The 22,328-nt window shown below is 65.4% G+C and carries 25 protein-coding genes; 14 read left to right on the top strand and 11 right to left on the bottom strand.

Annotation, left to right across the window (positions count from 1 at the left end; all coding sequences use genetic code 11):
- The first annotated feature begins 38 nt into the window (after window positions 1–38).
- The 7 genes from IQ35_RS11940 (at window position 39) to IQ35_RS11910 (ending at window position 5,203) form a co-directional block, all read left to right on the top strand.
- The gene (locus IQ35_RS11940; RefSeq protein WP_021244868.1) at window positions 39–1,247 is read left to right on the top strand and encodes an LL-diaminopimelate aminotransferase; all 1,209 of its coding nucleotides are present in this window, start codon (window positions 39–41) and stop codon (window positions 1,245–1,247) included.
- Between the two features lie 121 nt (window positions 1,248–1,368).
- On the top strand, window positions 1,369–1,647 hold the full coding sequence (locus IQ35_RS11935; protein WP_145073768.1) for a DUF2061 domain-containing protein: 279 nt from the start codon (window positions 1,369–1,371) through the stop codon (window positions 1,645–1,647).
- Window positions 1,644–2,129 carry a DUF2721 domain-containing protein gene (locus tag IQ35_RS11930; protein WP_021244866.1) on the top strand — a complete coding sequence of 162 codons (486 nt, stop codon included), beginning with the start codon at window positions 1,644–1,646 and terminating at the stop codon, window positions 2,127–2,129. Before IQ35_RS11935 ends, IQ35_RS11930 begins: the two co-directional genes overlap by 4 nt.
- Window positions 2,126–2,662 carry a (2Fe-2S)-binding protein gene (locus IQ35_RS11925; RefSeq protein ID WP_021244865.1) on the top strand — a complete coding sequence of 179 codons (537 nt, stop codon included), beginning with the start codon at window positions 2,126–2,128 and terminating at the stop codon, window positions 2,660–2,662. Before IQ35_RS11930 ends, IQ35_RS11925 begins: the two co-directional genes overlap by 4 nt.
- A gap of 214 nt (window positions 2,663–2,876) precedes the next feature.
- The gene (locus IQ35_RS11920; RefSeq protein ID WP_242003340.1) at window positions 2,877–3,776 is read left to right on the top strand and encodes an RcnB family protein; all 900 of its coding nucleotides are present in this window, start codon (window positions 2,877–2,879) and stop codon (window positions 3,774–3,776) included.
- Window positions 3,777–3,877: 101 nt separating this feature from the next.
- The gene (locus IQ35_RS11915; RefSeq protein ID WP_021244863.1) at window positions 3,878–4,555 is read left to right on the top strand and encodes a prolyl hydroxylase family protein; all 678 of its coding nucleotides are present in this window, start codon (window positions 3,878–3,880) and stop codon (window positions 4,553–4,555) included.
- A gap of 177 nt (window positions 4,556–4,732) precedes the next feature.
- On the top strand, window positions 4,733–5,203 hold the full coding sequence (locus IQ35_RS11910; protein WP_145073765.1) for an RcnB family protein: 471 nt from the start codon (window positions 4,733–4,735) through the stop codon (window positions 5,201–5,203).
- Window positions 5,204–5,402: 199 nt separating this feature from the next.
- On the opposite strand, the gene IQ35_RS11905 is transcribed toward IQ35_RS11910, so the two are convergent.
- Window positions 5,403–6,983 (bottom strand): lysine--tRNA ligase, encoded by a 1,581-nt coding sequence (locus IQ35_RS11905; RefSeq protein WP_145073762.1) that lies wholly within the window; start codon window positions 6,981–6,983, stop codon window positions 5,403–5,405.
- Window positions 6,984–7,110: 127 nt separating this feature from the next.
- Here IQ35_RS11905 and IQ35_RS11900 point away from each other — a divergent pair, with 127 nt between their 5' ends.
- From IQ35_RS11900 to IQ35_RS11885, 4 genes are read left to right on the top strand one after another with little or no spacing between them, the layout of a single operon-like run.
- On the top strand, window positions 7,111–7,497 hold the full coding sequence (locus IQ35_RS11900; protein WP_145073759.1) for a PilZ domain-containing protein: 387 nt from the start codon (window positions 7,111–7,113) through the stop codon (window positions 7,495–7,497).
- 50 nt (window positions 7,498–7,547) lie between these two features.
- Entirely contained in the window at window positions 7,548–10,304 is a 2,757-nt protein-coding gene (locus tag IQ35_RS11895; RefSeq protein ID WP_145073756.1) for an ATP-dependent DNA helicase, read from the top strand.
- On the top strand, window positions 10,301–10,843 hold the full coding sequence (locus IQ35_RS11890; protein ID WP_021244858.1) for a SixA phosphatase family protein: 543 nt from the start codon (window positions 10,301–10,303) through the stop codon (window positions 10,841–10,843). Before IQ35_RS11895 ends, IQ35_RS11890 begins: the two co-directional genes overlap by 4 nt.
- Window positions 10,844–10,853: 10 nt before the next feature.
- Window positions 10,854–11,375 carry a GNAT family N-acetyltransferase gene (locus tag IQ35_RS11885; protein ID WP_242003339.1) on the top strand — a complete coding sequence of 174 codons (522 nt, stop codon included), beginning with the start codon at window positions 10,854–10,856 and terminating at the stop codon, window positions 11,373–11,375.
- A gap of 381 nt (window positions 11,376–11,756) precedes the next feature.
- Here IQ35_RS11885 and IQ35_RS11880 read toward each other — a convergent pair whose 3' ends face one another.
- The 5 genes from IQ35_RS11880 to rpmF all read right to left on the bottom strand — a co-directional run bounded on the left by IQ35_RS11880 (window position 11,757) and on the right by rpmF (window position 14,828).
- On the bottom strand, window positions 11,757–12,098 hold the full coding sequence (locus tag IQ35_RS11880) for a MerR family transcriptional regulator (RefSeq protein ID WP_021244856.1): 342 nt from the start codon (window positions 12,096–12,098) through the stop codon (window positions 11,757–11,759).
- Between the two features lie 82 nt (window positions 12,099–12,180).
- Window positions 12,181–12,477 (bottom strand): integration host factor subunit alpha, encoded by a 297-nt coding sequence (locus tag IQ35_RS11875; RefSeq protein ID WP_031291032.1) that lies wholly within the window; start codon window positions 12,475–12,477, stop codon window positions 12,181–12,183.
- A 115-nt stretch (window positions 12,478–12,592) separates the two neighbouring features.
- Window positions 12,593–13,561, bottom strand: coding sequence for a beta-ketoacyl-ACP synthase III (locus IQ35_RS11870; protein WP_021244854.1), 969 nt, complete (start codon window positions 13,559–13,561; stop codon window positions 12,593–12,595).
- Window positions 13,558–14,583 carry a phosphate acyltransferase PlsX gene (gene plsX, locus IQ35_RS11865; RefSeq protein ID WP_031291031.1) on the bottom strand — a complete coding sequence of 342 codons (1,026 nt, stop codon included), beginning with the start codon at window positions 14,581–14,583 and terminating at the stop codon, window positions 13,558–13,560. Before plsX ends, IQ35_RS11870 begins: the two co-directional genes overlap by 4 nt.
- Before the next feature lie 65 nt (window positions 14,584–14,648).
- Window positions 14,649–14,828, bottom strand: coding sequence for a 50S ribosomal protein L32 (rpmF, locus tag IQ35_RS11860; RefSeq protein ID WP_031291030.1), 180 nt, complete (start codon window positions 14,826–14,828; stop codon window positions 14,649–14,651).
- A 218-nt stretch (window positions 14,829–15,046) separates the two neighbouring features.
- Between rpmF and IQ35_RS11855 the strand changes: the two genes are divergently transcribed.
- Window positions 15,047–15,478, top strand: coding sequence for an MAPEG family protein (locus IQ35_RS11855; protein WP_021244851.1), 432 nt, complete (start codon window positions 15,047–15,049; stop codon window positions 15,476–15,478).
- Window positions 15,479–15,577: 99 nt separating this feature from the next.
- On the opposite strand, the gene IQ35_RS11850 is transcribed toward IQ35_RS11855, so the two are convergent.
- The 4 genes from IQ35_RS11850 to IQ35_RS11835 form a co-directional block, all read right to left on the bottom strand.
- The gene (locus tag IQ35_RS11850) at window positions 15,578–16,234 is read right to left on the bottom strand and encodes an MBL fold metallo-hydrolase (RefSeq protein WP_031291029.1); all 657 of its coding nucleotides are present in this window, start codon (window positions 16,232–16,234) and stop codon (window positions 15,578–15,580) included.
- Between the two features lie 43 nt (window positions 16,235–16,277).
- Entirely contained in the window at window positions 16,278–16,712 is a 435-nt protein-coding gene (locus IQ35_RS11845) for an RrF2 family transcriptional regulator (protein WP_021244849.1), read from the bottom strand.
- 66 nt (window positions 16,713–16,778) lie between these two features.
- Window positions 16,779–17,135 (bottom strand): ArsC family reductase, encoded by a 357-nt coding sequence (locus IQ35_RS11840; RefSeq protein WP_021244848.1) that lies wholly within the window; start codon window positions 17,133–17,135, stop codon window positions 16,779–16,781.
- Between the two features lie 6 nt (window positions 17,136–17,141).
- The gene (locus tag IQ35_RS11835; protein ID WP_031291028.1) at window positions 17,142–17,522 is read right to left on the bottom strand and encodes a RidA family protein; all 381 of its coding nucleotides are present in this window, start codon (window positions 17,520–17,522) and stop codon (window positions 17,142–17,144) included.
- 138 nt (window positions 17,523–17,660) lie between these two features.
- Here IQ35_RS11835 and IQ35_RS11830 point away from each other — a divergent pair, with 138 nt between their 5' ends.
- A complete protein-coding gene (locus tag IQ35_RS11830) occupies window positions 17,661–17,954 on the top strand; it encodes a hypothetical protein (protein ID WP_021244846.1) in 294 nt (97 codons plus the stop codon).
- A gap of 511 nt (window positions 17,955–18,465) precedes the next feature.
- On the top strand, window positions 18,466–20,865 hold the full coding sequence (locus IQ35_RS11825; RefSeq protein WP_145073753.1) for a membrane-bound PQQ-dependent dehydrogenase, glucose/quinate/shikimate family: 2,400 nt from the start codon (window positions 18,466–18,468) through the stop codon (window positions 20,863–20,865).
- An 88-nt stretch (window positions 20,866–20,953) separates the two neighbouring features.
- Here the strand turns inward: IQ35_RS11825 and IQ35_RS11820 are convergent, their stop codons facing one another.
- A complete protein-coding gene (locus tag IQ35_RS11820) occupies window positions 20,954–22,309 on the bottom strand; it encodes an FAD/NAD(P)-binding protein (protein WP_311768311.1) in 1,356 nt (451 codons plus the stop codon).
- Window positions 22,310–22,328: the final 19 nt, after the last annotated feature.

Genomic DNA, 22,328 nt, shown 5'->3' with positions numbered 1-22,328 from the left:
CCACTATCCTCCACGGAGAGCTTTCAGGAAAGTCCCTAATGTCCGAAGAATTCTACCGCATGAAGCGCCTGCCTCCCTATGTCATCGCCGAAGTCAACGCGATGCGGGCCGCCGCGCGTGCGGCAGGGGAGGACATCATCGACCTTGGCATGGGCAATCCCGACCTGCCGCCGCCCGACCATGTCATCGCCAAGCTGTGCGAAGTGGCGCAGAAGCCGGGCGCGCACGGCTATTCGCAATCCATGGGGATTCCCGGCCTTCGCAAGGCGCAGGCGAACTATTACGGCCGCCGTTTCGGCGTGGAGCTGGACCCGGAAACCGAAGTCGTCGTGACCATGGGTTCGAAGGAGGGCCTCGCCAGCCTCGCCACCGCGATCACCGCGCCGGGCGATGTCGTGCTGGCGCCCAATCCGAGCTATCCGATCCATATGTTCGGCTTCATCATCGCGGGAGCGACGATCCGCTCCGTGCCGACGACGCCGGACGAGCAATATTGGCAGGCGCTGGATCGGGCGATGGCCTTCACCGTGCCGCGCCCGTCGATCCTGGTCGTGGGCTATCCCAGCAATCCGACGGCGGAGACGGTGGACCTCGCCTTCTACGAGCGGCTGGTCGCCTGGGCGAAGGAGAACAAGGTCTGGGTGCTGAGCGACCTCGCCTATTCCGAGCTTTATTATGACGGCAATCCAACGCCCTCCATCCTGCAAGTGCCCGGCGCGAAGGATGTGGCGGTCGAGTTCACGTCGCTCAGCAAGACTTATTCGATGGCCGGGTGGCGCATCGGCTTCGCGGTGGGCAACCGGCAACTGATCGCCGCGCTCAAGCGGGTGAAGAGCTATCTCGACTATGGCGCGTTCACGCCGATCCAGGCGGCGGCCTGCGCGGCCTTGAACGGGCCGCAGGATATCGTGCAGAAGAACCGCGAACTGTATCACAAGCGCCGCGACGTGCTGGTGGAAAGCTTCGGCCGGGCCGGGTGGGACATTCCCGCGCCCAGGGCGTCGATGTTCGCATGGGCACCCCTGCCCCCTGCCCTGAAAGATATGGGGAGCCTGGAATTTTCCAAGCAGCTCCTCACCCATGCCAAGGTCGCGGTCGCGCCGGGCGTCGGCTATGGCGAGGACGGCGAAGGCTATGTCCGCATCGCCATGGTGGAGAATGAGCAGCGGCTGCGGCAGGCCGCGCGCAACATCAAGCAATATCTCAAGTCCATGGGCGTCAACACGCCCGCCAAGGGCGCGGCCTGATCCGTTGGGACGGGGCTGGCGTCGATATGACGGCCTGCCCTTGCCCGCGCGGCGAGGATGGTGGATATGCGGGCGGAGCGTCCGGGAGCCGGCGCGGGTTTCGAAGGGGATGTGACCGGATATGCTGTTGTTTCGCGGCAAGGAGTCCAATCCCCGATCACTGGTGAAGGCGATAAGCTGGCGCACCTTGGGCAGCATCGACACCTTCTTCCTGGGCCTCCTGTTCACGCAAAATATGAAGGCGGCGGGCGCCATCGCCTCGACCGAGGTCATCACCAAGATCCTGCTCTATTATTTCCACGAACGCGCATGGGCGCAGATCGGCTGGGGCCTGCCCAATATGACGCCGGGCGAACATATGGAGGCCGTCGCGCACGATCAGGACAGCGCGGCGATATGATCCCCCTGCCCCAGGTTTCGCAGGTCGCGCAGACGATCCAGCTCGCGCTGGCGCCGGTCTTCCTGCTGGCGGGCATCGGCGCGTTCCTGAACGTGTGCGTCGGGCGGCTGGCCCGCATCATCGACCGGGCGCGGACGGTGGAAAAGCTGGTGCTGTCCACGCGCGGCAAGGAACATGACCGCATGGTGAGCGAAATCCGCGTGCTCGACCGGCGCATGAGCGTGGTGAACGGCGCGATCTTCCTGTCGGTGGCCAGCGCCTGCGCCATCTGCCTGGTCGTCATCCTCCTGTTCGCGGCGGAGCTGTTCGACGCACATCTGGGCAGGATCATCGCGATCCTGTTCAGCCTGGCGATGATCGTGCTGGCGGTCGCCTTCGCCATCTTCATCCAGGAAATCCGGCTGGCATCGCGCACCATCCATATCCGCAACGAAGTGCTCTATCACAAGGCCGAGGATGAGGAGGCGGCGGAGACGAAATGACGCGCTTCACGGTGAACGACCGGCCGGTCCAGTATCGCATGGACCCCGACACGCCGCTGCTGTGGGCCTTGCGCGATGCGTCGAACCTGACCGGCACCAAATATGGATGCGGCACCGGCGATTGCGGCGCGTGCACCGTGGACATAGACGGGGAAGCCGTGCGCGCCTGCCAGGTCAGCCTCGCCCAGACGGAAGGCCGGTTCGTCACCACCATCGAAGCGCTGTCTCCCGACCGGGGCCATCCGGTGCAGCAGGCTTTCGCGGCGGAAAATGTATCGCAATGCGGCTATTGCATCCCCGGCATGGTCATGGCCGCGTCCGTGCTGCTGCGGCGGAACAACGATCCGGGCGACGAGGAAATCGACGCGGCGATCACCAACATCTGCCGCTGCGGCATCTATCCCCGGCTGCGCGGCGCGATAAAGCGCGCGGGACGGATCATGCGCGGCGAGGAACAGGTCGCCGCCGCGCCGCCCCCCGGCATCACGCCCGAAGAAGCAGCGCGCACCGTGCCTGCACTGCGGAAACCCTGATGCCGCTTCCCTGGGCGATGCCTCGTTAGCGGGGTGCGCCAGATGGCTAATGGCTGAAAGGCCGAAAGCGGTCATTGCATCACCGTCGGCTTGCCAAACATACCGCCGCCGATTCTTTCAAATCGCTGACGGCGCGGTTCAGCGCCGCGACATCGCCCTGCCCGCATAAGGGTGGCATGAGGGGCGCCATGCCCCGTTGAGGAAAGCAAGGACGATGTTCAGGAAAGTCATGCTGGCGGGCCTGATGGCCGCAACGGCGCTGGGCGGGATCGCACCCGCCTACGCCCAGAGCTGGGGCGAACGGATGCGCGGCCGCGTGGAGCAGCCGTCCGGTCAGGCGCAAGGTCAGGCCCGGCCCGGCGGCGATGCCCAACGCGGCGCGGGACGCGAGCGCGCCGACCGGCCCGCGACGCCGCGCGCCGAAAGGCCGGCACCAGGCGCGCAGCCGCCTGCGCGGCAGGATCGCCCTGCGCCCAATGTGCGGCCCGCGCCGCAGCCACGCGCCGATTCGCGCTGGAACGGGAATGACCGCAATCGCGGCCAAGCCGGACAGGACGCGCGCCCCGGCCGGCAAAACGGCGCGGTGCAAGGCAATCGGGATCGCCGGGACTGGCGCGACGCCAATCGCGGCAATCGCCCGGACACACGGCAGGAATGGCGCGGCCGCCAGAATAACGATCGCCGCGTCGACGACAACCGCCGCTGGGACAACAATCGCTGGAACGACAGGGACAACCGCAACTGGAATCGCGGTTCGGCCCAGAACCGCTTCGATGATCGGACGCGCTGGAACAACCAGCGGCGCTGGGACAATGGCTGGCGCAACGACCGGCGCTATGACTGGCGCGACTATCGCACGCGCTATGGCGACCGTTATCGGGCCGGCCGCTATCATGCGCCGCGCGGATGGGATTATGGCTACCGCCGCTTTTCCGTAGGGATTTTCCTGCGCGCGCCGCTCTATACCAATAGTTACTGGCTGAACGACCCCTGGTCCTACCGCCTGCCGCCCGCTTACGGCACGCTGCGGTGGGTCCGCTATTATGACGATGCGCTGCTGGTCGACATACGTGATGGCTATGTGGTGGACGTGATCCACGATTTCTTCTGGTGACAAGCTCCTGAACTGGCCTTCAGGAACGCCCTGGCCCGAAGCCTTGCGCTTCGGGCCATTTTCATTTGCACCGCCCGCCCGCCCGGTGGCAGGAGAGCGCGATGAGCGAGATTATCGATGATGGCGGCGTCGCGTCCGCCGCCCGGGCGCGCATTGGCGAGGCCGTCCGCACACGGCTGGACCGCAATCCCATGGTGCACCGGATCGAAACGCCGCATCTGGAAATCTACGGCCGGCAGGATTTCCTGAGCGCGGAGGAATGTGCGAGCCTGCGCGAACTGATCGATGCGGGCGCCCAACCGTCCACGCTTTTTTCCGGCAGCGCCAATGCCGAATATCGCACCAGTCATAGCTGCAATCTCAGTCCCTGGAGTCCGATCGTCGAAACGATCACGCAGCGGATCTGCGCGCTGACCGGCATCGCGCCCGAAACCGGGGAAACGCTACAGGGGCAGCGCTATACGCAGGGACAGGAATATAAGGTCCATTGCGATTATTTCCCGGCCGCCGCCAGCTATTGGCCCAGGATGCTGAAAAGCGGCGGGCAGCGGTGCTGGACAGCGATGATCTATCTTTCCGCCGTCGAGGAAGGAGGGGAAACGCACTTCCCCAATTGCGAATTCATGGTGCCGCCGGTTGAGGGGATGATCCTGATCTGGAACAATCTGGATCGGCAGGGCGCGCCCAATGAATACAGCCTGCACGCGGCGCGGCCTGTCTCGCGCGGCGTCAAATATGTCGTCACCAAATGGTTCCGCGAGCGGAAGTGGGCGCCCTGACAGTCTTGCCGTCTGCCGACGCTGTTACACATCGCGACATAAATGACTGGTTTCTGACGGCTTCATTTCCGGTCGGTTCAGGTGGTCGGGCGCATATCCCTGTCCTCGACGAAGGAACAGGCCGCCGCCCACCGGTTGGCGCACCCGCGTTCCGCGTCCGTTGATGGGAGACAGAGTATGCGTAAATTCGTCATTCTGGGCCTGATCGCAGCGACTGCCGTGCCGGGGATCGCCACGGCCCAGTCGGCCGCGGAGCTGCGCCACGACCGTCGCGAAATCCGCGAGGAACGGCGCGACCTGCGCCACGCCCAACGCCAGGGCGACCGTCGCGATGTGCGCGATGCGCGCCACGATGTGCGGGACGCCCGCCAGGAATATCGTGAGGATTGGCGCGACTATCGCCGCACGCACCGCGACGTCTATCGCGGCGGCAACTGGCGCGCGCCCTTCCGCTATTCGCGCTGGAACGTCGGCGCGCAACTGCGTCCGGCCTATTACAACTCACGCTATTATATCAACGATCCCTATCGTTACCGCCTGCCGCGTCCGGGCAATAATCTGCGCTGGGTGCGGCATTATAATGACGTGCTGCTGGTGAACATCCGCACCGGCCGCGTGGTCCAGGTTCATCGCGACTTCTTCTGGTAAGCCGCAAGGCGAGAACGGCTCCGGGTTTCCCTTGCCCGGAGCCGTTTTATGATTTGCCCGACAGCAAATTACCGCACGCCTTGGCCGCGCCGCCCGTTTCCAGGCGCGCGCGGCCGATGGCGCGCAAACGCCACCAGTCCGAAAGGGGGTGGACCAAGCGCGAAACGTATGAGGGGCCGGAAAGTTCCCCCGTGAAGGCTCAGGCCGCCAGCGCCTCTGCAATCAGCTTGCGGCTGTTGCCGATGCCATAGAGTGCGATGAAGCTGCCCATGCGCGGACCCTGATCGGCGCCCAGCAGTGTCTGATAGAGCGCCTTGAACCAGTCGCGCAGTTCCGCGAATCCGAATGCTTCATCCTTGCCGATGGCATAGACGATATTCTGGATATCCTCCGCCGAAGCGTCGGCGGGAAGCGCGGCCAAATCCTCGTCCAGCTTGCGCAGCGCTGCCGCTTCATTGGCTTGCGGCGCGCGCTTCCTGAGCGTCGGGGCGACGAAATCGCGATGATAGGCGAGCGCATGGCCGATCAGCCGGTCGAGATCGGGATAGGCTTCCGGGCTGGCGTCCGCGACATAGTTTCTAAGATAGGCCCAGACCTGTTCGCGCGTCGCGTCGCCCATCACGCCGACAAGGTTCAGCAGCAGGCCGAACGTCACCGGCAGCGATCCTTGCGGAAGCTTGCCGTCATGGATGTGGTGGACCGGATTGCCCAGTTGCTGCTCGACCGGCTGATTGGGGTAATTGCCCCGGAACTGCCAATATTCATCCACCGCGCGGGGGATGACGCCCATGTGAAGCTGCTTCGCCTTCTTCGGTTCGCGATAGGCGTAGAAGGCCAGGCTTTCCTCCGGCCCATAGGTCAGCCATTGTTCGAGGCTGAGGCCGTTGCCCTTGGACTTGGAGATCTTCTCGCCCTTTTCGTCCAGGAACATCTCATAGTTGAAGCCTTCGGGCGGGCGGCCGCCCAGCGCGCGGCATATTCTGGACGACTGCGTGACCGAATCGATCAGATCCTTGCCCGCCATCTCATAATCGACGCCCAGCGCGACCCAGCGCATCGCCCAGTCGACCTTCCATTGCAGCTTTGCGCCGCCCGACAGGATCGACTGTTCGACGATTTCGCCTTCATCCTCGAACCGGATGAGGCCCGCGTCGGCGTCCATCACCTCGACCGGCACCTGAAGGACGATGCCGCTTTTCGGGCTGATCGGGAGGACGGGCGAATAGGTCGCCTGCCGTTCCTTGCGAAGCGTCGGCAGCATGATGTCCATGATCGCCTGATAGCGGCGCAGCACCAGCTTCAACGTCTCGTCGAACGCGCCTGACTGATAGCGTTCGGTCGCGGAGACGAACTCATAATCGAAGCCGAAGCGGTCGAGGAACGCCCGCAGCATCGCATTGTTGTGATGCGCGAAGCTCTCGAACTTCTCGAACGGGTCGGGCACCTGCGTCAGCGGCTTGCCCAGATATTCCGTCAGCATCGCCTGGTTGGGCACATTGTCCGGCACCTTGCGCAGGCCGTCCATGTCGTCGCTGAACGCGATCAGGCGCGTGGGGATGTCCGACAGCGCATGATAGGCGTTGCGAACCATGGTCGTCCGCAGCACTTCGTTGAAGGTGCCGATATGCGGCAGGCCCGACGGACCATAGCCGGTTTCGAACAGGATATGCCCCTTTTCGGGCACGCCCTGCTGATAGCGCTTCAACAGCTTGCGGGCTTCCTCATAAGGCCAGGCCTTGGACGCCGCCGCGGCGGTGCGGAGAATATCGGAAACGGTCATGCTGCCAGCCACTAGCGGTGAAAGGACCGAAAGAAAACGCCCTTTCGCGGCTAAATCCATATCAAGATGCCGGCCCTTTTCAGATTTCATTTACCCAATAAGTCCATAGCAGGATTGAGGAGGAGCCATGCAGATTCAGCGCGCCCGTATCCGCATCGCGGTCGACATCCCGATTGTCATCACTACTGTGCTCGACAGTCTGGAGGGGACGATCGTCGATCTGAGCGAAGGCGGCGCGCAGGTCGTGGGCTGCTCCCTGCCCGCCAAGACCCAATGTCAGATCGACCTTGACGGCCATGTCGTGTTCGGCACGGTCCGCTGGTCGGAAGAGGACCGGATGGGCATCCGCTTCCCCTATGAACTGACCGAAGGGCCGCTGCTGGAAAAGCTGGAGATGGCCCGCGCCGCGCGGCGTGCGCCCATCGCGGCCTATCAGCCCGCCGCCGGTAATCGGCCCCCCGCCACCTCCTATGCGCCGTTGATGCAGGGCGGGTTCGGACGGCGCGTGCGTTAAAAGCCGCTTTTCGGGTTTCCCTTTTGTTCCGGCTCGCCTAAGCCGGACGAGTGATCGATCCGTCCGCCCTGCCCGCGCTCCATGCCAGCCATGGCGGCATCTGGCTGCGCGATGGGGACCGCACCCAGGGCATCGCCAAGGGGCAGGCGATCAGCCGCACGGCGGAGACGCCGACGCTGATCCTGAACGCGCCGCTGACGGGACAGAGGCTGGGCTATCCCGATGTGAACGGCCTCGATCTGCTGGAGTTGTGGGCGTTCGTCCATCCGGCGCGTTTTCTGGTGCCCACGCCCAAGGGTCTGACCGAGGCGCTGGACCTGCCGCCGATCGCCAGCGAGGCGGATATCCCCGCTCTGTTGCAGATGGCGGCGGCGCGGCTGCTCGACCGGATCGAATCCCCCATGTGGGAAGAACGGGAAGGCGCATGGACGGCGGCGCAGGCGCTGCATCGGCTGCGCTGGCCCTGGGCGGCGCTGGTCGCGCCCCGGATCGCGCGGCCCGGGGAAGCGGAGCGCTGGCTCTTTTCCAAGCTGCCCGAATGGGAGGAAACGCCGCCCCGCCCGCCCGCCCGCGTAATCGCGCTGGAGGAAGGGCAGGTGCTGGAGCGGCTGGACGGTCTTACCGGCACGAATGCCGAGCCGCGCCCCGGCCAGCGCGCCTATGCCGCCGCCGCGATGAGCGCCTTCCGGCCGCGCGCCCATCGCGACCAGCCCAACATGCTGCTGGCCGAAGCGGGGACGGGCATCGGCAAGACGCTGGGCTATCTCGCGCCCGCCTCGCTCTGGGCCAGCCAGGCGCAGGGGACGGTGTGGGTGTCGACCTATACCAAGGCGCTGCAACGGCAACTGGACCGCGAAAGCCCCCGCCTCTTCCCCGATCCCGCCACCGCGGCGAAGCGGGTGGTGGTGCGCAAGGGGCGGGAAAATTATCTCTGCCTGCTGAACCTCGAAGATGCCTTGCAGGGCGGCTTTTCGGGGCGGGCGGCGATATTGGCGCAACTGGTGGCGCGCTGGGCGGCCTTCACCAAGGACGGCGACATGATCGGCGGCGACCTGCCCGGATGGCTGCCGACGCTGTTCCGGCGCAATGGCTCCACGGCGCTGACCGACCGGCGAGGCGAGTGCATCTATGCGGGCTGTCCGCACTATCGCAAATGCTTCATCGAGCGGTCAGTAAAGGCTTCGGCGGAGGCGGATATCGTCATCGCCAATCACGCGCTGGTGATGATCAACGCCGCGCGCGGGCGGGAAACCGGGCAACAGCCGCAACGCATCGTCTTCGACGAAGGCCACCACCTGTTCGATGCGGCGGATTCGACTTTCTCGGTCGCGTTGTCGGGGCAGGAGACCATCGAACTGCGCCGCTGGATCATGGGACCGGAAAGCGGATCGCGCGGACGGCGGCGGGGACTGGCGGCGCGGCTGTCGGACCTAGCCAGCTATGACGAGGCGGGCGGCGAGGCGATCCGCATGGCGGCGGACGCGGCGCGGGCATTGCCGGCCGACGACTGGCTGAAACGGATCGTCGCGGGCGAGCCTTTCGGGCCGGTCGAGACGCTGCTCTCAGCGGTGCGGGGGACGGTCTATACGCGCGCCGCCTATGCCGGTGAGGCCGATGCGGGCTATGGACTGGAAACGGAACTGGCCGAGCCGGACGGCCCGCTGGTGGAGGCCGCGCAGGACGCCACGCTGGCGCTGGACGCGCTGCTGCGGCCCCTCACCCGGCTCGCCAAGCGGCTGGAAGCGGTGATCGAGGATGCGCCCGACTGGCTGGATGGCGCGGCGCGGGCGCGGGTCGAGGGGGCCATCGCCTCGCTGGGCTGGCGATGCGATCTGGTTTCTGCCTGGCTGGCGCTGCTGGCGCGGATCGGGGGGCCGGCGGACGCGGATTTCGTGGACTGGCTGGCGGTCGACCGGATCGAGGGACGTGAGTTCGACATCGGCATCCATCGCCACTGGCTCGATCCCACGAGACCGCTTGTCCAGACGGTGCTGAAGCCCGCGCAGGGGGTTGTCGTCACCTCCGCGACGCTCAAGGGCGGCGGCGACTGGGACAATGCGGAGCGGCGCTGCGGCGCGGCCCACCTGCCGCGCGGGGCGGAACGGTTCGAGGCGTCCAGCCCCTTCGACTATGCGGCGCGGTCCGAAGTGCTGATCGTCACCGATATCAAACGGGGCGACATAGCCGCGCTGTCAGGGGCCTATGCGCGGCTGATCGAGGCGGCGGGCGGCGGGACGCTGGGGCTGTTCACCGCGATCCGGCGGTTGCGGACGGTCCATGCGCGGATCGCCGACCGGCTGGCGCGGGCGGGACTGCCGCTCTACGCGCAGCATGTCGATCCCATGGATACCGGCACGCTGGTCGATATCTTCCGCGACGATCCGCGCGCTTCGTTGCTGGGGACCGACGCCTTGCGGGACGGGGTGGACGTGCCGGGCCATTCGCTGCGGCTGGTGGTGATGGAGGGGGTGCCCTGGTCCAAGCCCACCGTGCTGCACGCCGCGCGCAAGCTGGCGGAGGGCGGTGGCGCCTATGACGACCGGCTGATCCGGGCGCGGCTGGCGCAGGCGTTCGGGCGGCTGATTCGCCGGGCGAGGGACAAGGGCAGCTTCGTCATCCTGTCCGCCGCGATGCCGAGCCGGTTGCTGTCCGCCTTTCCGCCCGGCACGCCGATCCGCCGTCTGACGCTGGACGAAGCGATCATCGCGGTCAGCGCCAACGCGCAATATAGCGATGGCCTTGGCGAAGTCATGACGCTAGGGGATCAGGGAATCATCCATGATCCGCCCGCCCCGGAGAGAGAATGAAGCGCCTGACCCTGCTGCGCCACGCCAAGTCCGACTGGGACGATCCGGTCGCGCGCGACTTCGACCGGCCGCTCAACCGCCGGGGGGAAAAGGCAGCCCTGCTGATGGGCCGGTTCGCGCAGGCGGAAAAGATGCGTTTCGACTGGCTGGTCGCCTCCCCCGCCGTCCGGGTGGTGCAGACGCTGGATGCATTCCTTTCCGGCTATGGCGAAGGGCCGGACGCGCATTGGGACCGGCGCATCTATCTGGCGTCCGCCGCGACGCTGCTGGACGTGGTGCGCGATCTGCCCGACGAGGCCGATCATGCGCTGATGTCGGGTCATAATCCGGGCTTCGAGGAGTTGATCCTGGAACTGGTGCCCGAAGCCGGCGACAATCCCCTGCGTGAGGATCTGGAGGTGAAATTCCCCACCGCCAGCATTGCCGTCATCGACCTGCCCATCGGCCGCTGGGCCGACGCGCGGGAGAATATCGGAACACTGATCAGCTTCACGCGCCCCCGCGACCTGGACCCCGCGCTGGGGCCGGGCACGCACTGAGCCGCGTCCGGTGACGCCGATCCTGTGGCGGCGCGCGGAGATGCGCGATGCCCCTGCCCTGTCGGTGCTGGGCGGCGCGACGTTCCTCGCCAGCTTTGCCCATGACCATCCGGGCGGACCGCTGATCGACCATATCCGAAACGCCCATGGGGAAGCCTATTATCGCGCGGCGCTGGCCGATCCTGACCGGACCGTGCTGATCGGGGAGACGCCCCTGGGCGCACCGGTCGGCTATGCGATGCTGACGCCGCCGGACCTGCCTGTCCCGGTGGTCGAGGGACAGGATGTGGAGCTGAAACGCTTCTACCTGTTGGGCGACTGGCAGGGGAAGGGCAATGGCGACGCGCTGATGGAACGGGTGATGGAGCAAGCGCGGGCGCAAAAGGCGCAGCGCCTGCTGCTGGCCGTCTACCCCGCCAACGAGAAGGCTCGTCGTTTCTATGCGCGGCATGGCTTTGCGGAAATCGGCGAAACCGTCTTCATGGTCGGGGACGTGCCGTTCCGCGATCTAATCTATGCCCGTTCGCTTTAGGGCGTGACCGGGGGGTCAGGACGAATGGCGGTGATGGGTGGATTTCGGCCATAAGTTTATCCCTCGCCCCTTGGGGGAGAGGGTTGCGAAGACTTGGCAGCTTGCTGCTTAGTCGTAGCTGGGTGAGGGGTATGCGATCCATAGGATCGCCGCTCTGTAACCTCTCCCCCTCATCCAACTACGCCTAGCCTCTCTTCGTTCGGCAAGGCTGCGTATCCTTCTCCCCCAGGGGAGAAGGGAAGAACGAGCGTCCGCTTCTGGCCGAAAACAACCATTGCATCACGCGGGTTTGTAAACGGCGTAATCGCCTATTGTTTGTCCCGATTAAACGAAAACTGCACCTGCCTGCGCAGGAACGTGAGGAAGTAAATCAGCAGGCCGTTATTCGCCCAGCGCGCGCGCCAATGTGATGCGGATCGACTCCAGCCGCCTGAGCAGATCGGTTCCGGGCTGGTTCGGCTGCGGCTTTGGCGGAGGCTGGCCATCGCCATCGGCCAGCGCTTTTTGCGCACCACGCACGGTGAAGCCTTCGACGTTGAGCAACTGGTTGATCCGGCGCACCAGATCGACATCGGCCGGGCGGTAATAACGCCGGTTGCCTGCTCGTTGCAGCGGACGAAGCTGCGGGAAGCGGGTTTCCCAATAGCGCAGGATATGTTGGGGAAGACCAAGCTCGCCAGCCAGCTCACTGATGGTCAAAAACGCGCCCTCTGCCTTTTCCATGACGACAATGTTGCACCCATAGGCGAGTCAAGGCAACCGGGACAAAGCCACGATATGCGCCAAAAAAGACGGGAACGGCGTTTCAGGCGCCCGCCACGTGGTCCCGCATGGCCTGACTGGCGCGGAAGGTCAGCACCCGGCGCGGTTCGATCGGCACTTCCACGCCGGTTTTCGGGTTGCGGCCCATGCGCTGATTCTTGTCGCGCAGAACAAAAGTGCCGAAGCTGGAGATTTTCACATTCTCCCCCCGCTCCAGCGCGTCGGCCATATGATCGAGGATGGATTCCACCAGCGCCGCCGCTTCGGCGCGCGAAAGGCCAATGTGACGATTGACGCTTTCTGCAAGATCGGCTCGCGTCAAGGTTCCACTGCCTGCCATATGACTTCCCCGATTAATACCCCATCGGCGAATGTGCCGGAAAAGTGCATTTTTTGCAAGGCGGCATAAGGATAGGAAAGTGTTTCAAAACTGCACTTTATCAGGGCGAAAGCCGCTAGACGCGTAACAGGCTGGCGCCCCAGGTGAAGCCCCCGCCCATGGCTTCGAGCACGAGCAGGTGGCCCGGCTTGATCCGTCCGTCGCGCATCGCCAGATCGAGCGCCAGCGGCACCGACGCAGCGGAGGTGTTGGCGTGCTGGTCGACGGTCATGACGACCTTTTCCGGCGGCAGTTTCAGCTTGCGCGCGGTCGCGTCGAGGATGCGGGCATTGGCCTGATGCGGGATCAGCCAGTCGATGTCGGCGGGCGTGAGATCGGCCAGCGCGAGCACTTCGGTCAGGACCGATGCGAGGTTGACGACCGCATGGCGGAAGACTTCCTGCCCCTTCATGCGCAGCTTGCCGACCGTCTGCGTGGTCGAGGGGCCGCCGTCGACATAGAGCAACTGGTTATGGCGGCCATCGGCATGGAGTTTCGAGGCGAGGATGCCCCGCGTGCCCGCTTCGCTTTCCTCCGCGCCGAGCACGACCGCGCCCGCGCCGTCGCCGAACAGGACGCAGGTGCCGCGGTCTTCCCAGTCGAGGATGCGGCTGAACGTTTCGGAGCCGATCACCAGCGCGCGCTGGGCCGCGCCCGAGCGGATCATGCTGTCGGCCACGGTCACGGCATAGAGGAAGCCCGAACAGACCGCCGCCACGTCGAAGGCGACGCAATCGTTGATGCCCAGCGCCGCCTGAACCAGCGTGGCGCTGGCCGGGAAAGTCTGGTCCGGGGTGGCGGTCGCCAGGATGATGAGGTCGATGTCCTGCGACGAAAGCTTCGCGGCGTCGAGCGCGGCGCGCGCCGCATCGGTCGCCAGCGAGGCGGTGGTTTCACCTTCCCCCGCTATATAGCGGGCGCGGATTCCGGTTCGTTCGACGATCCATTCGTCGCTGGTGTCGACGGTCTGCGCCAGTTCCGCATTGCTCACCTTGCGCGCCGGCAGAGCCGAACCCGTGCCCAGAAGAATCGAACGGCGGATCACTTGACTGGAAACTCCTGCTTGGATGCGGCGGCGGACAGGGCTGCCACCCCGGCCATGTCGGCGGCGATGCGCCGGGTAATGTCCTCTTCCAGCAGGCGCGCGGCGACATGGACGGCGTTGGCCACGCCCTTGTCATTGGCGCTGCCATGGCTTTTCACGACGACGCCGTTGAGGCCCAGAAAGACCGCGCCATTGTGATTATTGGGGTCGAGGTGATGCTTGAGCAGATGCATGGCGGGCTTGGAGATCAGGAAACCGATCTTGGACCGCAGCGAGCTGGTGAACGCCTTGCGCAGCAGGTCGGTGACGAAGCGGGCGGTGCCCTCCGCGGTTTTGAGCGCGACATTGCCGGAAAAGCCGTCGCACACGATCACATCGACATCGCCGCGGCCGATCTTGTCGCCCTCGGTGAAGCCCTCGAAGGACAGGGGCAGCATTTCGGCGGCGCGCAGGATCGCGGCGGCATCGCGGATTTCGTCGGTGCCCTTGAGTTCCTCCGTGCCGATGTTCAGCAGGCGGACGCGCGGCCGGTCGAGGTCGAGCGCGATGCGGGCATAGGCCGCGCCCATCACCCCGAACTGGACGAGGTTGCGCGCGTCGCATTCCGTGTTCGCGCCAAGGTCCAGCATGACGACGTCATTGTCGCCGAGCGTCGGCAGCATGGCGGCCAGCGCGGGCCGGTCGACACCGGGCATGGTGCGCAGCGCGAGCTTCGCCATCGCCATCAGCGCGCCGGTATTGCCCGCCGACACGGCGGCGCCGGCATCGCCCGCCTTCACGGCGGCGATCGCCATGCTCATCGAGCTGCGCTTCTTGCGAATCGCGACGCTGGGCTTGTCGCTGCCTTCGACCACCGAATCGCTGTGCACGACTTCGGATGCCGCGCGCAGATTGGGGTGGCTGTCGAGCGCCGCCTTGATCCGCGCCTCATCGCCGAACAGGATGAAGCGCAGGCCGTCATGACGGCGGCGGGCCAAAGCCACGCCCGCCATCATCACGCGCACGCCTTCATCCCCGCCCATCGCGTCGATTGCGATTCGCGGTTGGCTGGACACGTCAGATCACCTTTGCGGCGGAAAGGATGTCGTCAGGCTCCGACGGCAACGACTTCACGGCCATTATAGTGGCCGCAGGCGTCGCACAGATTATGCGGACGCTTCAGTTCGCCGCAGTTCGAGCATTCCTGGAACGCTTCGACGCGCAGCGAATCGTGGCTGCGGCGCATACCGCGACGGGACGGGGACGTTTTCCTCTTGGGGACAGCCATGTCGGCACCTTATTCCGTAAATAAAAATCTGGTTGTGCGACTGGCCGACATCCGATGGAAGCGGACGCCACAGGCGCCGCAGACCCATGCGGCCCGGGTGATCGCGAAGCCCTGCGCCTATACCGCTTTTTGGCCGGGGCGCAAGTCCTTCCTTGTCCCTTCCCGCGCACGCGTCTTATGCTGCGGCATCCAATCACGTCCCTGGGGGAGAGGACATCATGCTTTTGCCGATCACGCTCACGCTTGCCGCCGCCTGCGCGCTCATCAACCTGTGGCTGGCGAGCCGCTGCGTGCGAATCCGGGTGGCCGACAAGACGATGCATGGCGACGGCGGCAACGCCCTGCTGGCGCGCCGGATGCGCGCGCACGCCAATTTCATCGAATATACGCCGATCGTCCTGATCCTGTTCGCGCTCATTGAAATGGCGCTGGGCGCATCGCTATGGCTGTGGATCGGGGCGCTCGCCTATGCCGCTGCGCGAATCCTGCACGGGCTGGGCATGGACGCGGAAAGCGGCGGCACCCTGCGCGCCGTCGGAGCGTTGCTCACCTGGATCATCATGGTCGCGCTGGCCGGCGCGGCGCTCTATGCCGCCTATTACGGCACACGGGAAATCCCCGCGCCGTCCGCGCTGGCGGCGGCTGTCTAGAGCATGATCCGATGAGATTGAATCGGATCATGCTCTATATTGTCTTTGTTTTCCGCATTTCCCGAGTCGTCGGGTGATCCCACCCGACTTGAAAATGCTCTAGGCCAGCACCGTATCGGCGACGAAAGGATTGCTCCGCCGTTCATGGGCAAAATCGCTCATGGGGCCGTGGCCGGGGACGAAAGCCGTGTCCCCGCCCAGCGGCCAGAGCTTGCCCGTGATCGCGTCGATCAGGTCCTGATGATTGCCCATGGGAAAGTCAGTGCGACCGATGGACCCTTGAAACAGCACGTCGCCGACAATGGCGAGCTTGCTGGGGGCATGGTGGAAGACGACATGGCCGGGCGTGTGGCCGGGGCAATGCAGCACGTCGAGCACGAGATCGCCGACCGTCACCTGGTCCCCGTCCGCCAGCCAGCGGTCCGGCTCGAATATCTCGCCATTTATGCCGAAGCGGCCGCCGTCCTCGGCAAGGCGGTCGATCCAGAAGCGGTCGGCTTCGTGCGGCCCTTCGATCGGAACGCCCAGTTCCTTCGCCAATATGCCCGCCTGTCCGCAATGGTCGATATGGCCGTGCGTGACGAGCAGCTTTTCGATGGTGACGCCCTGCTGCTCGGCGGCCGCCTTCAACCGGGGAAGGTCGCCGCCCGGATCGACGAACGCGCCTTTGTTGGTGGCCGTGCACCACAGCAGCGTGCAATTCTGCTGCAAGGGGGTGACAGGGATGATCGCGGCTTTGAGCGGAGGCATGGTCATGCGCCCGATGTGGCGAAGAGGCTCGCCCGGCGCAAGTCCCGTCCTACCGATCCTGTCCCGCTTCCTCCATGTCGAACCGCTCGGCGAGGCTGATTCCGTCCAGCACCTTGGCCGTTTCGTCCCGCACGCGCAGCATCACCCGATGCAAGCGGCATTCCGATTCGGGCAGGCAGTTATTGCATGTCTCGTGCGCGAAACGGCTGGCGCAAGGGGTCAGCGCGAGCGATCCCCGCGTCAGCCGCACGATATCGCCATAGCTGATATCGACGGGCGAGAGCGCCAGCCAATAGCCGCCGTCCCGCCCGCGCTGCGTTTCGATCAGCCCTTCGCGCGCCAGTTCGGACAGGATCACCGTCAGGAACTTGGCGGGGATATTCTGCTGCGTCGAAATTTCCGTGAGCGGAACCGGACCCTGACGGTAGCGATCGGCCAGATGCTGTAGTGCGCGAATGGCATAGCGGGTCTTCTGCGAAAGCATGGTTCCGTTATTCGCTCATGTCCGTCATTTGACAAGGTCAGCAGGAACGAAGCCCCGCTCCGCGCTTCACGCCGCCGCGCCCTCCAGCGCGGTTTCATAGGTCGATGCCTTGAAACCGACGATGGTGCGGCCGCCCACATCCAGGATGGGCCGCTTGATCATCGACGGGTTCGCCATCATCAACAGCACCGCCTTGTCCGCGTCGATATGGGCGCGGTCCCCTTCCGGCAAGGCGCGGAACGTCGTGCCCGACCGGTTCAGGATGGTTTCCCATCCATGTTCGTCCACCCAGCCGCGCAACCGCTCCTCGTCGACGCCCGACACCTTGTAATCGTGGAAGCTGTAGGAAACGCGGCTGTTGTCGAGGAAATTGCGCGCCTTCTTGATCGTGTCGCAATTCTTGATGCCATACATGGTGATCATGGCGGATTATCCTTTGAAAGCGGTGACGTCGATTTCGATCTTCATGTCCGGCTTGATGAGGCCGGTGACGGTGCAGGTGGCGGCGGGGCGAATGTCCCCGAAGACGGCCCGCAGGGGCGCCGCGATCTCGTCCCAATAAGCCGGATCGGTGATGTAATAATTGACGCGCACGACATCGCCGAAGGAAAAGCCGCCTTCCTCCAGCGCCGCGCCGATGACCTTGAGCGCATTGGCCGCCTGATCGGCGGCGCGTTCGGGCATGGCGCGAGTTTCGGGATCATAGCCGGTGGTGCCCGACACGAAGCACCAGTCGCCCTGAACCAGGGCGCGGGAATAGCCGACATGCGCCTCGAACGGCGAACCGGAAGATATCAGCCTGCGGGACATGAGGATTCCTTCGATGCTGCGCGAAAAGGGATCGGGCGGCTCTTGCCGCCTTGGCGGCTTGCTGTCCAGCGCTTTTCCGGAACAGTCGGAGAAGTGATCCGTTGGGACAGCGGGATCGAGCACCGAAAGGATCAAGTCATGGACCAGCTTCCTTCCAACGAACCGGACGAAAACAGCGAACAGACCGAAAAGGGCACGCAAGCGCAGGATGTGACGGAATCGGCGCGGAACCGCGCGACCGACCTCGCCGAAGACAGTGAACATGGCGGACGCCCCAACCCGGCGCAGATCACGCCCGACGACGCGCCCGATCTGGTCGACCGGATGACGGACATGGTGCGGTCGGGCCATATCGACAACGACGCCTTTGCCGGAGAACCGCAGATGGACGATGAGGAGGACGTGCTCGGGTCGACCGAGGAGGAGAATTGATCCGCCGCTTTCAATCGGCCTTATGCGTGGATTGCGGACCTTCCCCTTCTTCCGTTCGCCGGCGGCCGCGAACAATCATCGCATGACCGTGGGCGGGTCATGGCCTTCCGGGCACGGCCGGATCGTTCCTGATCCCTGTTTTCCCCGTGGCCATATCGATCTGATGTTTGGTGAACAGGAACAGGCCCCCTCCCAGGAGCGGGAGCACGCTGATAATGGTCCAGACGAGCCATGCACGGCGTGAGCGGAAATAGCCACGGCTTCGCAGGAACATACCCACGACCAGCAGGGCAATGCTGCACAGCAGCAACCCAAGGATAAGCGGAAGGGGGACGGCAACTGGCATGAACCGGAAACGGCCGGGGATCGATAGCGTTCCCTCCCCTCGTCCACGCGGTTTGTCCGGCGTGATTTTTCATCGGCAATGCGTTCTGCCCTGCCATTGCGATGGAACGGAGCTTCCCGCCGATGCTTTTAGCGCTGAGCATCGCAGGACGCATGGAGGAAAGCGATGAACAGAGAAACACCCCCGGCCCGCAGGAACATGGCGGCCATCATCCTGGGATCGGTGATTGCGCTCATCGGCCTTGTGCTTGCATTGGGCGGGGCGTTGCTCCTGACGGAAGGCGGCTCGGCCTATTATCTGTTCACCGGTCTGGCCATGGGGGCGGCGGGCATCCTTCTGGCAAGTGGAAGGATCGCCGGTGCCTGGCTCTACGGCGCGATCTTCGCCGCGACCTTCTGCTGGGCGCTTTGGGAAGTGGGCCTCCGTCCATGGGCGCTGGTGCCGCGCCTGGTGGCGCCGCTGATATTGCTGATCGCCGTGATGCTGGTCGTGCCGACGATGACGCGCAAGCCCGGCCGCTGGCGCCGCGCCGGTATCGGCGTCGCGGCCGCGCTGATCGCGGCAATCGCCTTCGGCTGGAGCATCGCGGGCAATTACATTCCGCCGGTGCAAGCCGGACTGCCGGGCGATCGCTATGCCATGGCCGATCCGTCCCTTGCCGCCGCGGGGGCTGACTGGCCGGCCTATGGCGGCACCAACAGCGCTCGGCGCTACTCTCCACTGGCGCAGATCACGCCGGCCAATGTTGCGGGCCTTGAACGGGCGTGGGCGATCCACACCGGCGATATGCCGCATTCCAAGCGGATTCGCGATACCTATGGGGCCGAAACGACGCCGTTGAAGATCGGCGACACCCTCTATCTCTGCACCCCCAAAAGCATCGTACTGGCGCTCGATCCCGCCACGGGCAGGCAGAAGTGGCGTTTCGATCCGGGCGTGAAGGATGACGCCATTCCCTACACCGCCGCCTGCCGGGGCGTCAGCTATTATGCAGCGCCCGGTGCCGGGACCGATGCAGCCTGTGCGCGGCGCATCATCCTGGGAACGCTCGACGCGCGCATCGTCGCGCTCGATGCGCGCACCGGCCGGCCGTGCGCCGGGTTCGGCAATCGCGGGCAGGTCTCGATAACCGACGGCATGGGCAAGGTTCCTCCCGGTTATGTGTCGATCAACTCGCCCCCGACGATCGTGCGGGGGGTGATCGTGACCGGCCATCAGGTGCTCGACGGGCAGGACCGCTGGGCGCCGTCGGGGGTCATCCAGGCCTATGACGCGATGACCGGCAGGATGCGCTGGGCCTGGGACATGATGCATCCGGAACGCAGCGGGCCGCCGCCCGAAGGCCAGACCTATGCGCGCGGCACGCCGAACATGTGGACCATCGCCTCGGGCGATGAGCAACTGGGCCTTGTCTATCTGCCCATGGGCAACGCCGCCGCCGACTATTACAGCAGCCTGCGCCGGCCGCAGGAGAACCGCTATGCGACATCGCTGGTCGCGATCGATGTCACGACCGGCAAGCCGCGCTGGTCCTTCCAGGCGGTCCGCAAGGATGTGTGGGACTATGATTTCGGCGCGCAGGCGACGCTGGTCGATTTCCCCACGCCGCGCGGGCCGGTGCCGGCCATGGTGCTGCCCAGCAAACAGGGCGACATCTACATCCTGGACCGGCGCACCGGCCAGCCGTTGACGCCCATAGGGCAGATCCGGGCGCCGGGCGGCGGGGTGGAGCCGCGGGAGCGCGCCCCGTTCCAGCGCGTCTCGCTCTACCACAACTTGCGCAAACCCGATCTGACGGAAAAGGACATGTGGGGCATGTCGCCGATCGACCAGATGATCTGCCGCATCCAGTTCCGCCGCGCGAGCTACAAGGGATTCTACACACCGCCCGAATCCGGTCGGCGTTCCATCGAATATCCAGGCTATAACGGCGGCACGGATTGGGGCGGCGTGGCCGTTGATCCGGTCCGGGGCGTGATCGTCGCCAACTACAACGACATGCCCAACTATGTCCGGCTGGTTCCGCGCGCCGAGGCGAACAAGCTTGGCTGGGCGCCGCGCGATCAGGCGCGCGGCAACATCGGCGGCGCGGAGGGGGCGGGCGACCCGCAGGCGGGGACGCCCTACGCCATCGATGTGAATGCCGGCTGGCGCCTGAAATTCACCGGGATGCTCTGCAAGCAGCCGCCATATGGCGGCATCCGGGCGATCGAATTGGCGACCGGACGCACCATCTGGGACCGGCCGTTCGGGACGGCCCGCACCAATGGGCCTTTCGGCATACCCTCAATGCTTCCCCTCACCATCGGCACGCCCAACAACGGGGGCGCTGTGGTCACGAAAAGCGGCCTCATCTTCATCGCCGCCGCGACGGACAATCTGATCCGCGCCATCGACCTGCGCACCGGCAGGACATTGTGGAGCGCCAAGCTGCCGGGCGGCGGCCAGGCCACGCCGATGACCTACACCCAGAACGGAAGGCAATATCTCGTCATCATGGCGGGCGGCCATCACTTCATGGAAACGCCCGTGAGCGACCAACTGGTCGCCTACGCCCTGCCGTGACCGCGGACGGCAGGGACGAACCGGCGCGTTAGCCGTTCCTGCCCGGCCCCGCAGAGCGAGAATGGCGGCAATGGCGCGATAGGCTTGTTCAAAGCCCTTCGGCGGCGACCCAGTGCGATCCCGTCATGCTGCGCGCAAGGGTCCACACCTGTTTGCGGATATCGGGCACGGCCACGATTTCCCAATGCGCCCCGCGCGTCATCGGCCCGACCACATGGAGCCGCTCATGGGCGATGCCATCGGCGCCCACCGCCCTGCCCGCCCGATCCACGTCGATGCCGATATGATGCGGGTCGGCGCGCAGGAGGCCCCGCCGATGCAGACGCTGCAAGAGAACGTCGCGGCTCCGGCCGATATCGCCGAGCGGCCCCGTGCAGTTGATCGCCCTGGCGGCAAGCAGGCTCTCTTCCTCCCGACGTCCCCGCGCCCGCCATCCGATTTCCAATCCGCGCGCATCGCGGGGTTTGACCCGGACGATCTTGCCCGCATGGCTTTGCAGCCGCCCTTGCGCCCGCAACTCTTCCAGCCGGCCGCTGACACGGGGCGCGATCCGGTGGCGGTGGATGTCCCAATAGGGCCGCAGGTGGCGAAGAAAGCGCGACTGTTCGGAAAAATCCGCCGCGCCCCATATATCCTGCGTGAAGGGCCGCAACTCGTCGATGGCGTTGCGCCAGCCGACTTCCCGTGCGCGCGCGCGAACCTCGCGCACCAGTTCCGTGATGCCACCCCTTGGACGTTCGCGGCGCGGTTCGAAGCCGGGAGCCGGGGCATGGACCTGGGGCATCAGTCCCCGGCGCGATATCGCCACGATCCGCCCGCGAAACCCGGCGGCGTCGAGCGTCATCACGCAATCCACGGCGGTAAGGCCCGTGCCGACCAGCAGCACCCTATCGTCGGCGGTCAGCCCTTCGCCCAGATCGGCCGCCCAGGGATCGGGCACATAAGCGGGCGAAGCGGATCGGCGGAACAGGGCAAGATCATGCGGCGGGAGATTCCCCGGCGCCAGCACGACCATGTCGGCCTCCACCCGTCCCCCACCGGCGAGCATCAGACAACCGCCCCTGGGCGGGAAGAAGGCGTCCTCCACATTGCGGGACATTATGGTCAGCCTGTCCCCGGCCTGCCGCTGCATGTCCGCCAGCAATGCGCTCAGATAGCGCCCATAGTCGCGGCGGGTCGCAAAGCAGGATGCCGTTCCCAGTCCCTCGCGCTCCAGCCACTGCACAAAATGATCCGGCTCGTCCGGAAAGGCGCTCATATTCCCGGCGCGGACATTGAGGACATGGTTCGGCTGCGCCGCGCCATAAGCGCATCCCTGCGCCAGCCGGTCCGGCTCCCTTTCGACCAGGGTGACGCGGAGCGCGCCATAGCGAAGGAGGTTGATGGCGAGCAGCGTGCCGCTGAAACCACCGCCGACAATGGCGACATGATGAGCGATCAGCACATGGACACCCCAGGGAAAG

This window comes from Sphingobium wenxiniae (genome assembly GCF_007830065.1).
Taxonomy (GTDB): Bacteria; Pseudomonadota; Alphaproteobacteria; order Sphingomonadales; family Sphingomonadaceae; genus Sphingobium; species Sphingobium wenxiniae.
The sequence above is the reverse complement of the archived record's forward strand: the minus strand, read 5'-3'. Positions and strand labels throughout refer to the sequence as shown.